We start from the raw sequence: 13,567 nt of genomic DNA on the forward strand, positions 1-13,567 counted from the left end.
ATCGTCAGATCACGCAGCGGGCCGCGCGATTGCGCAGCGCGCGGATCGCGCTGAATGCGGTCAGCGCGGACGTCTTCGGGTTGTCGGGCAGCGGCTTGCCGCTCATTTCGAGCGACATCTCGCCGAACGCACCGCGTGCGGTGATGCGGTGCACGTTGCGCGCGACGGCCGGATCGGCGATCAGGCGCACGCGCGTCGCATCGAGGCCGACGCCGGCCAGCGCAACGGTCGCCGCGACGTTCGCGTTCTTCGGATACAGCCGCGCGGCATCGCGCGCGGTGCCTTCGAAGATCACCTTTTCCTCCGTCATCGTGCGCAGGTCGCACAAGGCTTCGGCCGGCGTGCCGAGCCAGCCGAGCGGCGGCTTGCGGCCGACGTACAGCACCTCGTCGAGGCCGCCCTGCCTCGCGGACGCGAGTGCGTCGATTCCGCCGATCGCGCCCGAGAGCAGCGTCAGCGTCGCGTCGCCTTCGTCGGCGGCCTGCGACAGCGCGTCGAGCAGCGCGAGATCGGACAGCGCGCCGATCGACGCCACCGCGCAGTCGGTGCCCGACTTCAGCAACGGCACGACGTGATCGACGAGCGCGCTGTGGCCCGCGCATTCGAGCGCGAACTCGGGGCGGCGGGCCAGCGCGTCGACCGACGACACGACCTCCACCGCGCCGCCGAGATCGCGCTGCACGGCGTCACGCTGATGCTCCGGCACGATCACGTGCGCGACGCGCAGCGACGCGTCGTGCTCGACCGCGCGATAGACGGCCGCGCCGATCGCACCGAAGCCGATCATCGCGACGTCGACGGGCGCATGCCCGTGGTGCGCGTGGCCGTTACGCATACTGGCGCTCCTCCGGCGCTTCCTTCTTCACCGGCGGGCCCGCGAACGCGGAAGCGAACGAGCCGACCGACAGCATGTCGACTTCGACCATCACCGGGCCCTGCTTCGCGAGGCCTTCGCGCACGACCGCTTCGGCCTGGTCGAGCGACGTGATGCGGTAGTGCGTCAGGCCGAAGCTTGCGCAGAACTGCGCGAAATCGGGCTGATGCAGTTGCACGAAGCAGCGGCGGCCGCCGTAGTGCGCGTCCTGGATGTTGCGGATCACGCCGTAGCACTGATCGTTCATCAGCACGATCATCACGTTCGCGTTTTCCTGCACGGCCGTGACGAGCTCGCCGACGTTCACCATCAGCCCGCCGTCGCCGACCAGGCATACCGTCTTCGCGGCGCTGCCGGCGAGCGCTGCGCCGATCCCCATCTGGATGCCCTGGCCGATGCCGCCGCCGAGCGCATGCACGCCCGCACGCGGCTCGAAGATCTTCAGCAGCCGGTTGCCCCACGTGCTGTTCGAGATCGTCACGTCGCGCACCCAGTTGTAGTCGCGTCCGACCGCGCTCTGCAGCGTGTCGACGAGCTGCTTGTACGGCCCGAGTCCCTTCGACACGTCGGCCACAGCCTGTTCGCGCGCGCCGGCCAGATCGACCGCGAACTGCGGATCGACCGACAGCCGGCCTTCGAGACGGTCGGCGAGTTCGGCGAGCACGCGCTTCGAATCGCCGTGCACGAACAGCGCGTTGCGATAGCCGCGGTTGTCGGCGAGCGCATCCGCGTCGATGCGGAACAGCGGCTGCGGCAGTGCGAGCTTGTACTTCAGCGTTTCGTTGCCGCGCAGCCGCGAACCGACGACGACGAGCGCATCGCAGGTCTTGTAGAACGCTTCGACGGCCGCATGCACGTTGAACGCGCCGAGCGTGGCCGGATGATCCTCGGGCAGCACGCCGCGCCCCTGCACGCTGGTGACGACACCGAAGCCGAGCTTCACCAAGCGCTCGACTTCGGCGCGCGCATGCCGCGCGCCGCCGCCGAGCCACAGCAGCGGACGGCGCTTCGAGGCGAGCGCGTCGGCGAGCTTCGCGACGCGCGCGCTGTCGTGCTCGCGCACCGCGACGTGCGCGGGCGCGAGGTCTTCCGGCCATTCGATCTCGGCCGCCTGGATGTCGATCGGAATCTCGACCGACACGGGGCCCGTCGGCGCGGTCTGCGCGATGCGCACCGCTTCGCGGATCGTCGGCAGCACGGTTTCGACGGTCCGCACGCGGAATGCGGCCTTCGAGATCGCGTCGAGCATCGTCAGCTGATCGGGCGCTTCGTGGATATACGCGAGATCCTGATCGAGGTACGGCGTTTCGATCTGCCCGGTGATGTGCAGCAGGGCGGTGCCGGCCGTCAGCGCCTCGACCATCGCGCCGGCCGCATTGCCCGCCGCCGTGCCGGTGCTCGTGAACGCGACGCCGAGGCCGCCCGACACGCGCGCGAGGCCGTCGGCCATGTTGACCGCGCCGGCTTCGCCGCGTGCGCCCACGTAGCGGATGTTGCCGCGCGTGTTGATCGCGTCGAGGATCGGCATGTTGTGGATCGAGATGACACCGAATGCGGTCTTCACGCCGCACTGCTCGAGAAAGGCGGCAATCAGCTCGCCAACCGTGGTTTTTTTAGACATGGCGTGCAAAGCCTCCAGAAACGTCGATATGGCTGCCCGTCGTGTAGGACGACAGATGCGTTGCGAGATAAAAAAGCGCCCAGGCGGCCTCGTCGGGCTTGCCGAAGCGGTTCAGCGGAATGTTCTTCTTGCGCGCGAGCGCGCCGGTCCAGTCTTCCCAGCTTTCGCCGGGCTGCGCCTGCGCCTCGTAGCGGCGGCGCCACTGGCCGGACTCGACGATTCCGATCAGGATCGAGTTCACGCGGATCCGCTGCGGCGCCAGTTCCGTCGCGAGCGACTTCACGAGGCTCAGCACGCCCGCGCGCGCGGACGAGGTCGCGACCATGTGCGGCTCCGGCTGCAGCGCGAGCAGCGAGTTCACGCACGTGATCGTCGGCGCAGGCGCGTCGCGCAGCATCGGCAGGAACGCGCGCGTCGGGCGGATGATGCTGAAGTACTTGAGCTCGAGCTCGTCGCGCCACGCGTCGTCGGTCGTCTCGGCGAACGTCGACACGCGGCCCTGGCCGGCGTTGTTGACCAGCATGTCGGTGCGGCCGAAGCGGTCCGACACGGCCTGCGCGAACGCGCTCACGTCGGCTTCGTCGAGCACGTTGCAGCGCACGGCGAGCAGCGGCGCGCCCGGATACCGTTCGCCGAGCATCGTCTCGGCGCGCGCGAGACGTTCGCCGTCGCGGCCGCAAATCGCGATCGACGCGCCGGCCTGCAAGAACCGTTCGGCCGTCGCGAGGCCGATGCCGGACGAACCGCCCGTCACCACCGCGACCTGCCCGGTCAGATCGATCTGAATCATCGGAGTCCCAAAGCCTTCAAAAACGTGTGTTCGTCGTCCGAGCGGTAATTGAGCCGCCGCGACAGTTCGGCCGCCGCGCGCCGCACCTTGTCGATCAGCCCGTCGGCGATCAGCGTCGCGTCGATCTCCGGGCGCGGCACCGTCACCGTGATGCAGGCGACGATCTTCTGCGTGTCGTTGCGTACCGGCGCGGTGACGACCGAAATGCCGCGCTCGAACGACGAATTGCTGATGCCGTATCCGCGCAGCGCATCCTCGCGGATCATGGTGTACAGCGCGTCGACCGTGTCCGGCGTCGCGTTCGTCATCCGCGGCAGCGTGCCTTCCGGATACAGCGCGCGCAGCTCGTCCAGCGACAGGTCGCCCATCAGCACGTGACCGTGCGTCGTCGCGTGCGCGGGCAGCCGCGTACCGACGTTCACGCGAATCGAACTGAACACGGGCGCCTCGCTCTGCGCCTTCGCAACGAACACGACGTCGCGGCCGTCGCGGATCACGATGTGCGTCGTGAAGCCGGTCGCATCGCGCAGGCTTTCGATCACGGGCAGGCCGAGATCGGTCAGCTCGAGCGAGCTCAGATATTCGAAGCCGAGCCGCAGCACCGCGATGCCGAGCTTGTAGTTGCGGTCCTTGTCGGCGCGCTCGAGAAAGCCGAGCGATTCCAGCGTCTGCAGCAGACGGAATACGGTCGTGCGCGGAATGCCGAGCCGCTTCGACAGCTCCGGCGCTCCGAGTACCGGTTCGCGCGGCGAGAATTCGGCGAGAATCCGCAGCCCGCGCTCGAGGCCGGGCACGACGTAGCTCGCTTCGGCCTTCGCAGGTTCGGCCGCGCTCTGCAACGGTTCGCTCATGCCGCCCTCCGCTCGATGTCGCACTGCCGGCAGAACGCGTCGATCAAGGCCGAATAGACGTCGGGCGCCTCGACGTAGCCCGCGTGGCCGGCCTGCGGAATCACCTGCAGTCCGACGCCGGCGGCCGCCGCGATGCGTTCGCACGCCGCGGGCGGCGTAATCGCGTCGTTCGCGCCCACGGCCACCGCCGTGCGGCCGCGGAACCCGGCGAGATCGGCCGCGAGATCGGCATTGGCGAGCAGATGCGTGGCCTGCGCATAGCCGGCCGGCACGATGCGCGCCATGTTCCAGCGCACCCATGCGCGCGCGTCTTCGGTCGCGAAGCCCGACAGCATGTTGCCGCTGCGCTGCGCGGCGAGCCCGGCAGGCCCGAGTTCCGCGAGCATCGCGAGCCGCGCGTCGCGGCGCGACGCGCGCGTCTCGGCCGGCGCGCTGCCGTAACCGCCGGCCGGCGAAATCAGCAGCAGCCCCGCGATCCGCTCGGGCTTCACGCGCACCATGCCGCCCGCGACGATCGCGCCGAGCGAATGCCCGACGAGCACGCAGCGCGCGATGCCGAGCGCGTCGAGCCACGCGTCGAGCGACGCCGCATAATCGACGGCCGACGGCGATGCGCCGTGCACCGGCGTCGATGCGCCGTAGCCGGGCGCGTCCCACGCGAGCACGCGGCGCGAAGCGCCGAGCGCGTCGAGCTGGCGCACCCACGACGCGGCGCCCGAGCCGATCCCGTGCAGCAGCACGACGGGCAGCGCGGCGCCAGCCTGCTGCGCACCGGCCTCGCGATAACCGATCGTGCCCGCCGCGCCGGCGGCGCAGCGCTGCTCGGGAAACCGCTCGAGCAGCGTGGCGAACGCCGCGGTGCGGTCGCGTTCTCGTTTGTCGACGACACTCATCGCTTCATCCGCTCCGTGTCAGCGCTTGATCTTCGCGAGCGGCGAATCGGGCGGATACGTCGGCGTGATCGGCTTCGGCGAACCGAGCATCACGCACATCAGCGCGTCTTCCTCGCCGATGTTGATCTCCGTGCGATACACGCCGGGCGGCACCGAAATCAGATCGCGCTCGCCGAGAATCGCTTCCCACGTTTCGCCGTCGCGCTCGCAGATCACCTTCATCTTGCCGCGCAGCACGAAGAAGATTTCCTCGACGTCGATGTGAATATGGCTCGGGCCGATGTTGCCGGCCGGGATCACCATCGTCGAGAACGTGAAGTTGCCGGCCGGCACCGTGTTCACGTCCTTCGCGACGCCCGTGCCGCCCGTGCCGACATAGCGCATCTGCGCGCGGCGATACTTCGGGTCGTAGTCGGCCTGGAACTTCAGCGCATCCCAGTCGTAGCGGCGCGTCGCATAGCGCGCGACACGCCCTTCCATCCACTCGCCGAACGTTGCGCCTTCCGGCTGATCCCACGATTTGCGTTCGATATCGGCGTCCGCCATCGTCATCTCCTCAAAGAGTGAAAACCATCAATTCATTACGAAGCCGCCGTTGACCGGCAGCAGTTGACCGGTCACGAAGCGCGCGGCGTCGGACAGCAGGAACAGCACGGGGCCCGTCACGTCGCCCGGCACCTGCGCACGCGTGAGCGCACGGCCCTGCAGGTAATACGCGTGCCGCTCCGCGGGCACGTATGCGGTCGCCTCGACTTCGGTGAGACCCGGCGCGATCGCATTGACCGTCACGCCGTGTGCGCCGAATTCGCGCGCCTGCGCGTGCGTCATCGCGATCACGGCGCCCTTGCTCGCCACGTAGGCGAGCAGCTTCGGCGCACCCCACAGCGCGGTATCCGAGGCGAGGTTCACGATCGCACCGCGGCCCGATTGCGCGAGGTGCGGCAGCGCGGCGTTGCTGACGAGCCAGAGGCCGCGCACGTTCACGTTCATCACCGCGTCCCATGTCGGCACGTCGAGTTCCGTCGACGCCTTGCCGCCCGAGTTCGTGATCGCCGCGTTGTTGATCAGGCCGTCGATGCCGCCGAGCGCCGTGGCGCATTGCGCGACGAATGCGTCGATGCCGGCCGCGTCGGCGAGATCGAGCGCGAAGAAATGCGCGGCATGGCCGCGCTGCGCGAGCGATGCGGCGAGCGCCCGGCCTTCGTCGACGAGCACGTCGCCGAACGCGACTTGCGCGCCCGCGTCGACGAGCGCCGTCACGAACGCGGCGCCGAGTCCGCGCGCGCCGCCCGTCACGACGACGCGCCGCCCGGCGAGCGACACGACCCGTGCGTGCTCAGCCATGCGCGGACTCCGCTGCGGCCTGCGCCGCGCGATGCGCATCGAGCGCCGACAGATGTTCCTGTGCACGCTGGCGCAGCATCCGGCGCACGCGCGTGATGCCGACGTCGTGCTGATACAGATATTCGTGATCGCGCGCGTTCGGCGCGAGGCTTTCGAGGACGTAGCGGTCCTGCTCGAGCACGTCCCAGTGCAGACCTTCGAGGCGGTTGCGGTACATGAAGCGCCACACATCGCGCTGCCAGCCGACGACCTTGCGCGTGCGCCAGAAGTAGACCTGGCAGTGGTCGTCGTCGACCGGCGTCGCAAAGCCGATGATCCCGAAGTTGCCGCCGGGGCCGAACTTCTGCTTGTACGGAATCGCGAGGCGCATCCAGAGGCAGCCGGTTTCGCCGAGTTCGACCCAGTCGAAGTTCACGTCGCGCTGGCCGATCTTTTCGAACATCAGCCCCGTCTCGGTCTTGCGCACGCGCATGTCGGCCTGCTTGTCGCCTTCGGCCATCGAGTGCGACGTCGCGTGCAGATACGCGCCGTGCATCGGATCCATCACGTTGTCGATCGCGTACTGGTAATTGCACTTCCAGTTCGACATGCAGAGGAAATGCGCGTATTCGTCGGCGACCAGTTCGACCGGCAGATTCAGCGGTGCGGGTTCCGGATGCGCGTCGTCGCCGAACCACAGGAAGATCGCGCCGGCCTTCTCCTCGACCGGATACGACTTCACGCACTTCGTGCCTTCCAGCGGGCAGTTCGCGACCGCCGGCACCTTGTTGACCGTCCCGCTGCCGTCAACTTCGATGCCGTGATACCAGCATGCGACGCTGCCGCCGAGGTTCCAGCCGAGCGACAGACGTGCGCCGCGATGCGGGCAGCGATCTTCGAGCGCGTGGACCTTCCCGTCCTGATCGCGCCACAGCACGATCTGTTCGGACAGGCGCGTAATGCCGACCGGCGCGTTCGATACCTGCCAGCTCGGCGCGACGGGATACCAGTAGTTCTTGATGCCGCGGTCGAGATAGTCACGGACCGGGTCGTGTTGCGATGCGTGTTGTGCGGGGGACGTCATCAGTGTGCTCCGGATGCGGTTGTCTGTCGGTCGCTCGGCGCGCGCGGTCATTCCGCGAGCGACGCCATTTCGGCGCAGAAGCGCTCGGCGGTCCACGGCGCGCCGTCGGGCATGCGAAAGCCGATCCGGTTCAGGCCCGCGACCACGTCGTCGAGCTCGGTCGCGCCGGCCTCGAACACGCGTTCCAGTGCATCGCCGAGGTCGTTCTCGTACTGGGTGGGTTCGGCCTTGCGCGTCTGCCAGATCCGGTTCTCGACCTGACCGGGGATCTCGATCTGCCCCTTGCCGGCGACGTTGTTCGGCTGCGGCGCCACCCACGGCTTCAGGAACGGGTTGAAGTTCACGCTCGCTTCTTTCATGTCATTCCACCTTGATCTGGATTTCCTCGCCGGCGAGGCGTACCGCGTACTGCTTCAGTGCACGGCCGCCGGGCCCCTTCAGGCATTCGCCCGTCCTGATGTCGAACACGGCTTCGTGCAGCGGGCATTCGACCGTGCCTTCGTCGACGAAACCCTGCGTCAGCAGCGCGTATGCATGCGGGCACACGTTCTCGAGCGCGTACACCTCGTCGCCGACGCGATAGATCCCGATCTCGACACCGTCGGTCCGCTTGAACTCGATCGGCGTGTCTTCCGACAGCGCGCCGGCGTGCCCGGCGCAAACCCATTGTTCAGACATCTCACACCCTTCCTTCTGATCGACTCTCGATTTTTGTTCCATATTAGGAACAGCAGTTTATGGATGGTGATTATAGGAGCGACTTTCGGCGATCAAAATAAAAAGCTGCTCGTCCTAGGGAAAACACCGACTGCCGATTCGACGATCGTGCGAAAGCACGGCCATTTACCGAATTTTTCTTGTGTGACGGGGATTTATCGCGTTCGCGCGCGGAAAGCGAGCCGCCGGTGGCGCGCCACGCGACATGCATCCGCCCCGAAAAATTTATTTTTTTCCGGCATTGTGGCGCCCCTATACTTCATTCCATCAGAGGCACGATGTTCCTTATATGGAACACATGAACCGCCCGTCGGGTGAGGGACTCGCGTGACGGCCGGTCGTCCATGCGCGCAGTACCACCGCCCGTTTTCATTCGGATGGAGAGTCAGGAGATCACATGGTCAAGCATGCGGTAGCAGCAGCGGTCGTCGGGATGGGCGCCGCGTCGGGCGCGTGGGCGCAGAGCAGCGTGGTGCTGTACGGGAGCCTCGATGCGGGCGTCGCGTACGTGAACAACGTCGGCGGCCACGCGAAGTGGGCGATGATCCAGGGCAATACGCAGCCCGATCGCTGGGGGCTGAAGGGCAAGGAAGATCTGGGCGGCGGCCTGTCGGCGATCTTCCAGCTCGAGAACGGCTTCTATACGAACAACGGCCAGTTCGCGACCGCGAACACGATCTGGAATCGCGCCGCCTACGTCGGCCTCAGCTCCGAGCGCCTCGGCACGCTGACGCTCGGCCGCCAGACGCCGCTGATGTTCGACTATCTCGATCCGCTCAGCACCGCCTACCTTGCGATGAGCTGGTTCGCGTTCCACCCCGGCAACATCGACGGGCTCGCCGCGACCGGCAACGTGCCGTACAACAACGCGATCAAGTACCGGTCGCCGAGCTTCGCGGGCTTCTCGGCCGCGGCGACGCTCGCGCTCGGCAATACGACGAACTTCTCGACCGGCAAGTCGGTCGGCGTCGCGCTGAACTATGCGAACGGGCCGTTCAAGGCGGCCGCCGTCTACTCGAGCGAGCACGACCGCTCGGTGCTGATCTCGCAAACCGGCATCGCGTCGTTCCAGGGGCAGAACACGGCGAACGGCTATCTCGCGAACAAGGTCGAGAACATCGGCGCCGGCGCGTCGTATCAGTTCGGCGACTTTCTCGTGCACGGGCTGTACACGCGCACGAAGATGCAGTCGAACGGCTATTCCGACACGTTCCAGAGCTACGATGCGGGCGTCAACTACCGCAGCAGTCCGTTCAACACGATCGCGGGCGGCGCCGCGACGACGACGCTCGCCGGCCGCCGCTGGACGCAGGTCGAACTCGGCGACATCTATGCGCTGTCGAAACGCACGCAGCTCTATGCAAACGTGCTGTACGAGCATGCGTCGGGCGGCGCGCACGCCGCGTTCTTTACGGCCGGCGTATCGAGCACCGCGAACCAGCTGATCGTGCTCGCGGGGATTCACCACTCGTTCTGACCGGCCGCCGCGTGTCCCGACGCGGCATCCGTAAACGACGAGAGCGGCCCGCGGGCCGCTCTGCTGTTTTATCGACGGCCGCCGCCGCGGCCGAGCGTGCGCATCAGAACATCGCGACCTTGTGACGCGCATGCGCGAACGTCGGATCGCTGTCGAGCGGACGGTAGTTCAGACGCTGGGACAGATCGACGGCCGCGCCGCACACGGCCTCGACGAGCCGCTCCTTCTCGGCCGCGTCGCCGATCTCGGAGCGCGGCACCGTCGCGGTGATCGCGGCCACGATCGAGCCCGAATGATCGCGCACCGGCGCGGTGACCGCCGAAATCCCGCTTTCGAACGCGGCCTCGCTGACCGCATAGCCGAGCCGCGCGTACTGACGCACGCGCTCGTACAGCTCGTCGACGGTGGCCGGCGTGCGGTCGGTGAACTGCTCGAGCCGCTTTTCCGGATAGAGCTGGCGCAGCGCGTCGCGCGTGAGGTCGCCCATCAGCACGTGGCCATGCACGGTCGCGTGCGCGGGCAGCCGCGTGCCGACATGCACCTTCACCGAGCCGAACATCGACGCGTTGCTCTGCGCTTTCGCGACGAACACGACATCGCGCTGATCGCGGATCAGCAGATGCGTGGACAGGCTCGTCGCATCGCGCAGCCGTTCGAGCACCGGCGTGCCGAGATCGGTCAGCTCCAGCGAGTTCAGATATTCGAAGCCGAGCCGCAGCACGCCGACGCCGAGCCGGAAATAACGATCGCCGTTCACGCGCTCGAGAAAGCCGAGCGCCTCGAGCGTCTGCAGCAGACGGAACGTCGTCGTGCGCGGAATGCCGATGCGCTTCGACAGCTCCGGCGCACCGAGCACCGGCTCGCGCGCCGTGAATTCGGCGAGGATCCGCAGCCCGCGTTCGAGACCGGGCACCAGATACGACGATGCGCCGGCGGCCGGTTCGTCGTCGCCCGCTGCGGGCGGCGGCAGTTCGTCGCGTTCGGCGTCGCGCGGCGCGCGCGACGGCCGGGCCGACGGTTTCGGTACGCCGCTCATCGTTGTATTGCCTCACTGCACATGGACGAAATGGAATCGCTCACGAGATACCCGCGATGAAGAATTATGGATGGGCGGTCCGGCCGGATCAACACGACCCGGCCGGCCCCGCGCGTCGTGCCGGCGCGCTGCGCGCGACGACGGCCGCATAGGCTGACACGATCGAAAGAATATCAGCGATAGACGGGGATGCGCACGGGCGCCGGGGAGAATGTCCGCGCCGAGAACGCGCGGCTGCGCCGGCGTTGCGACGGACCGACGCGCTGCGCGCTCAGGCTGCGACGGCGTCGACGTACTCGGTGCGGGCGCGCTGGCCCGCCGCGTGCGCGTCGGCTTCGTGTGCAAAGCCCTGCTCGCTGAACGCGACGACCTTGACGCCGACGCCGGACGCACGCTTCACCGTCAGCGCCCATTGCCATCCGCCGTCTTGCTCGAAGACGTGCAGCGAGGGTTCGAGGGATTCATGCAATGCGCTCACGCGGTGTGCTCCTGCCTGTCCGCGCTGGGCCCGCAGCGCATGAGGCATGTTGTAGAAATGGGCGCCGGCTCCCGGCGCGCTATCAGCCATTCGATAGTCTAGTCAGAATTTGTTGCGACGCACCATCAGAGGTTTCACTCAGCTATCGGAACCGGGCGGTCGATGAATCGATCCCCGGCCCTGCCGGCGCGGGCTTCTGCGGAAGTGTGTGCCGGTTCGCCGACATGCAGCGGAGCGCCTCTGTGCGGCAACGTGCCGCACGATTTCCCGCGCGTGCGGGCGCTGTACGCGCGCTCGTCTGCCCAAGCGCCGGTTCGTCCGTTATCGGTCGGTCGCCTTCGCCGCCGGATACACGTACCGGAACGTCAGGTTCACGCGTTCGCCGCGCACTGACGGCGCCTTCGGCACGCGGTGCTGCCATTCGACCTGCGTGCGCCCGCGCATCACCAGCAGGCTGCCGTGTGTGAGCCGGTACGCGTGCGTGGCGCCCGATGCGCGGTGGCGCAGGTCGAACACGCGCATCGCGCCGAGGCTGACCGACGCAATCACGGGCGCGTCGCCGAGTTCGGGTTCGTTGTCCGCATGCCAGCCTATCCCGTCCTGCCCGTTCCGATAGCGGTTGAGCAGCACGCTGTTGAACCGCGCGCCGCACGCCGCCTCGACGCCGCGCTTGAGCTCCAGCACGGCCGGCGTCCATGGCGCCGGCACGTTGCGAATGCCCGAATACACGTAGACAGCGTCGGGCTCGCCCTGCCATGCAGTCAGCCGCGGCAGAGGAATGCGTCCGCGCGGTGTGCGGATCGTGTCCTGGCGCCACGCCACTTCGTCGATCAGCGCCGCGAGCAGCCGATCGGCATCGGACGATGCGAGCCAGTCCGGGTACCAGTCGACGTCGGGCGCGGGCGTCTCGTCAAAAAGATCGGGGGTCGACATGCGGGGCGATACGGGAGCGGTATGTCTGCATACTAGCCAACGGCGGGCGGCGCTGCCATGCGCATCCGTCGCCGGCTTCCGGAAAAGCGCGCGCATGCCGCGCATCGACGCGGCCCGCGCGACGCCGCGTCCCTCATGCGCTGCGCGCGAGCCGGATCAGCGTGATCTCGGACGGCACGCCGAAACGGTTCGGCGGCCCCCAGTAGCCGGTGCCGCGGCTCGTATAGAGCCACATGTCGCCGAACTGCGTGAGGCCGCCGATCACCGGCTGCTGCAGGCGCACGAACGGCGGCCACGGCAGGAACTGGCCGCCGTGCGTATGGCCGGACAACTGCACCGAGAAACCCGCGCGACTCGCCTGTTCCGCGCTGCGCGGCTGATGCGCGAGCAGGATCCGCGTGCCGACGTCGGCCGGCGCGCCGGCGAGCGCACGCGCGGGATCGCTGCGATGCGCCGGGTCGAATCCGCCGGCCGTGAAGTCGGTCACGCCGGCGAGCACGAAGCGCGCGCCGCCGTGCTCGATCACCACGTGCTCGTTCAGCAGCACAGTCAGCCCGATGCGCCGGAACTCCTCGATCCATGCATGCGCACCCGCGTAATACTCGTGGTTGCCGGTCACGAGAAAGCTGCCGTACCGCGACTGCATCCGCGCGAGCGGCGCCGTATGTTCGCGCAGCCGCGGCACGGAACCGTCGACCACGTCGCCCGTCACGACGACCAGATCCGCATCGAGCGCGTTGACCGCGCGCACGATGCGCTCGACATACGGCCGCTTGATCGTCGGGCCCACGTGGATGTCCGATAGTTGCACGATCTTCAGCCCGTCGAGCGCCGCGGGCAGCCCCGTCACGGGAATCGCCACACGCTTGATCGCCGCGGTACGACGCGCGCCGACGAAGCCGATCGCGGTGACAAGCAGCGCACCGATCACCACGCCGAGCGCGGTATCCGGCGCGGCACCGGCCCACGCGCCGCCGTGGCCGGCCTGCCGCCACAGGTATGCGCCGAGCAGCACGAATTCGCGCAGAAACGTCAGTACCAGCACCGACGAGAAGAAGCCCATCGCGATCGAACCGGCCCAGCCGAACAGCGTCGCGGGCCACCCTTCGTCGAAGCGGCGCGAGAACATGCCGACCGGAATCAGCACGCAGAAGCCGGCCAGCACGAGCGCGGCCAGCGTGCGCGCGACCGGTGAAGCGAATGCGTCGGGGATGATCCGTAACCCGACGTACAGATGGAACATCACGCCGATTGCAATGAACCGGACAAAGAAACTTCGCATGGAACGCTCACCCTCGTTGCGGTACCGCACCGCGACGCGTCGAACGGAGCCTCGATGCCCCGCGCGCGCATGTCGCGTCGTAAGGCGATGGTACACAGATCCACGCGACTCGATCGGGCGGCGGACCGCCATGCGCGACACGCTGCGCTTGCCGGTGCGGCCTGCCGCCGCGGGTTGACGAGCCGACGCGGCGCCCACTAGAATGCCG

15 protein-coding genes are annotated in these 13,567 nt (G+C 67.9%); 1 reads left to right on the forward strand and 14 read right to left on the reverse strand.

Features of this window, described 5'->3' with window-relative positions; all coding sequences use genetic code 11:
- Positions 1-4: 4 nt before the first annotated feature.
- The 10 genes from NP80_RS09460 to NP80_RS09505 are packed head-to-tail and all read right to left on the reverse strand — an operon-like array spanning position 5 to position 8,114.
- Complete coding sequence (locus NP80_RS09460; protein ID WP_006403212.1) at positions 5-835, reverse strand: aspartate dehydrogenase; 831 nt, start codon at positions 833-835, stop codon at positions 5-7.
- Positions 828-2,495: a thiamine pyrophosphate-binding protein gene (locus tag NP80_RS09465; RefSeq protein WP_006403211.1), complete on the reverse strand. Its 1,668-nt coding sequence runs from the start codon at positions 2,493-2,495 to the stop codon at positions 828-830. The genes NP80_RS09460 and NP80_RS09465 overlap by 8 nt, the downstream gene beginning before the upstream one ends.
- Complete coding sequence (locus tag NP80_RS09470) at positions 2,488-3,285, reverse strand: SDR family oxidoreductase (RefSeq protein WP_006409174.1); 798 nt, start codon at positions 3,283-3,285, stop codon at positions 2,488-2,490. The genes NP80_RS09465 and NP80_RS09470 overlap by 8 nt, the downstream gene beginning before the upstream one ends.
- Entirely contained in the window at positions 3,282-4,136 is an 855-nt protein-coding gene (locus NP80_RS09475) for an IclR family transcriptional regulator (protein WP_006396780.1), read from the reverse strand. The genes NP80_RS09470 and NP80_RS09475 overlap by 4 nt, the downstream gene beginning before the upstream one ends.
- Positions 4,133-5,029, reverse strand: a complete 897-nt coding sequence (locus tag NP80_RS09480) for an alpha/beta fold hydrolase (protein ID WP_006403210.1) — start codon at positions 5,027-5,029, stop codon at positions 4,133-4,135. Before NP80_RS09480 ends, NP80_RS09475 begins: the two co-directional genes overlap by 4 nt.
- A gap of 18 nt (positions 5,030-5,047) precedes the next feature.
- A complete protein-coding gene (locus NP80_RS09485) occupies positions 5,048-5,575 on the reverse strand; it encodes a cupin domain-containing protein (protein WP_006396778.1) in 528 nt (175 codons plus the stop codon).
- A 27-nt stretch (positions 5,576-5,602) separates the two neighbouring features.
- Complete coding sequence (locus tag NP80_RS09490; RefSeq protein WP_006408452.1) at positions 5,603-6,373, reverse strand: SDR family oxidoreductase; 771 nt, start codon at positions 6,371-6,373, stop codon at positions 5,603-5,605.
- Positions 6,366-7,436 carry an aromatic ring-hydroxylating dioxygenase subunit alpha gene (locus NP80_RS09495; protein ID WP_006403208.1) on the reverse strand — a complete coding sequence of 357 codons (1,071 nt, stop codon included), beginning with the start codon at positions 7,434-7,436 and terminating at the stop codon, positions 6,366-6,368. Before NP80_RS09495 ends, NP80_RS09490 begins: the two co-directional genes overlap by 8 nt.
- A 47-nt stretch (positions 7,437-7,483) precedes the next feature.
- Positions 7,484-7,795: a recombinase-like helix-turn-helix domain-containing protein gene (locus NP80_RS09500; protein WP_006403207.1), complete on the reverse strand. Its 312-nt coding sequence runs from the start codon at positions 7,793-7,795 to the stop codon at positions 7,484-7,486.
- A 1-nt stretch (position 7,796) separates the two neighbouring features.
- Positions 7,797-8,114: a non-heme iron oxygenase ferredoxin subunit gene (locus NP80_RS09505; protein ID WP_006396774.1), complete on the reverse strand. Its 318-nt coding sequence runs from the start codon at positions 8,112-8,114 to the stop codon at positions 7,797-7,799.
- A 436-nt stretch (positions 8,115-8,550) separates the two neighbouring features.
- Between NP80_RS09505 and NP80_RS09510 the strand changes: the two genes are divergently transcribed.
- The gene (locus NP80_RS09510) at positions 8,551-9,630 is read left to right on the forward strand and encodes a porin (RefSeq protein WP_006409825.1); all 1,080 of its coding nucleotides are present in this window, start codon (positions 8,551-8,553) and stop codon (positions 9,628-9,630) included.
- A 103-nt stretch (positions 9,631-9,733) separates the two neighbouring features.
- Here the strand turns inward: NP80_RS09510 and NP80_RS09515 are convergent, their stop codons facing one another.
- From NP80_RS09515 to NP80_RS09530, 4 genes are all read right to left on the reverse strand, one after another.
- Positions 9,734-10,666 carry an IclR family transcriptional regulator gene (locus NP80_RS09515; RefSeq protein ID WP_006409827.1) on the reverse strand — a complete coding sequence of 311 codons (933 nt, stop codon included), beginning with the start codon at positions 10,664-10,666 and terminating at the stop codon, positions 9,734-9,736.
- A gap of 271 nt (positions 10,667-10,937) precedes the next feature.
- Positions 10,938-11,144, reverse strand: a complete 207-nt coding sequence (locus NP80_RS09520; RefSeq protein ID WP_006403204.1) for a hypothetical protein — start codon at positions 11,142-11,144, stop codon at positions 10,938-10,940.
- A 321-nt stretch (positions 11,145-11,465) separates the two neighbouring features.
- Positions 11,466-12,077, reverse strand: coding sequence for an alpha-ketoglutarate-dependent dioxygenase AlkB family protein (locus tag NP80_RS09525; RefSeq protein WP_006409830.1), 612 nt, complete (start codon positions 12,075-12,077; stop codon positions 11,466-11,468).
- A 133-nt stretch (positions 12,078-12,210) separates the two neighbouring features.
- Positions 12,211-13,359 (reverse strand): metallophosphoesterase, encoded by a 1,149-nt coding sequence (locus NP80_RS09530; RefSeq protein WP_006403202.1) that lies wholly within the window; start codon positions 13,357-13,359, stop codon positions 12,211-12,213.
- Positions 13,360-13,567 lie beyond the last annotated feature (208 nt).

Source organism: Burkholderia multivorans ATCC BAA-247 (assembly GCF_000959525.1).
Lineage (GTDB): Bacteria > Pseudomonadota > Gammaproteobacteria > Burkholderiales > Burkholderiaceae > Burkholderia > Burkholderia multivorans.

Excerpts from the sequence above, each read along its gene's own strand:
- NP80_RS09460 (WP_006403212.1), bottom strand. The coding sequence starts at position 835 with ATGCGTAACGGCCACGCGCACCACGGGCATGCGCCCGTCGACGTCGCG.
- NP80_RS09465 (WP_006403211.1), bottom strand. The coding sequence starts at position 2,495 with ATGTCTAAAAAAACCACGGTTGGCGAGCTGATTGCCGCCTTTCTCGAG.
- NP80_RS09470 (WP_006409174.1), bottom strand. The coding sequence starts at position 3,285 with ATGATTCAGATCGATCTGACCGGGCAGGTCGCGGTGGTGACGGGCGGT.
- NP80_RS09475 (WP_006396780.1), bottom strand. The coding sequence starts at position 4,136 with ATGAGCGAACCGTTGCAGAGCGCGGCCGAACCTGCGAAGGCCGAAGCG.
- NP80_RS09480 (WP_006403210.1), bottom strand. The coding sequence starts at position 5,029 with ATGAGTGTCGTCGACAAACGAGAACGCGACCGCACCGCGGCGTTCGCC.
- NP80_RS09485 (WP_006396778.1), bottom strand. The coding sequence starts at position 5,575 with ATGGCGGACGCCGATATCGAACGCAAATCGTGGGATCAGCCGGAAGGC.
- NP80_RS09490 (WP_006408452.1), bottom strand. The coding sequence starts at position 6,373 with ATGGCTGAGCACGCACGGGTCGTGTCGCTCGCCGGGCGGCGCGTCGTC.
- NP80_RS09495 (WP_006403208.1), bottom strand. The coding sequence starts at position 7,436 with ATGACGTCCCCCGCACAACACGCATCGCAACACGACCCGGTCCGTGAC.
- NP80_RS09500 (WP_006403207.1), bottom strand. The coding sequence starts at position 7,795 with ATGAAAGAAGCGAGCGTGAACTTCAACCCGTTCCTGAAGCCGTGGGTG.
- NP80_RS09505 (WP_006396774.1), bottom strand. The coding sequence starts at position 8,114 with ATGTCTGAACAATGGGTTTGCGCCGGGCACGCCGGCGCGCTGTCGGAA.
- NP80_RS09510 (WP_006409825.1), top strand. The coding sequence starts at position 8,551 with ATGGTCAAGCATGCGGTAGCAGCAGCGGTCGTCGGGATGGGCGCCGCG.
- NP80_RS09515 (WP_006409827.1), bottom strand. The coding sequence starts at position 10,666 with ATGAGCGGCGTACCGAAACCGTCGGCCCGGCCGTCGCGCGCGCCGCGC.
- NP80_RS09525 (WP_006409830.1), bottom strand. The coding sequence starts at position 12,077 with ATGTCGACCCCCGATCTTTTTGACGAGACGCCCGCGCCCGACGTCGAC.
- NP80_RS09530 (WP_006403202.1), bottom strand. The coding sequence starts at position 13,359 with ATGCGAAGTTTCTTTGTCCGGTTCATTGCAATCGGCGTGATGTTCCAT.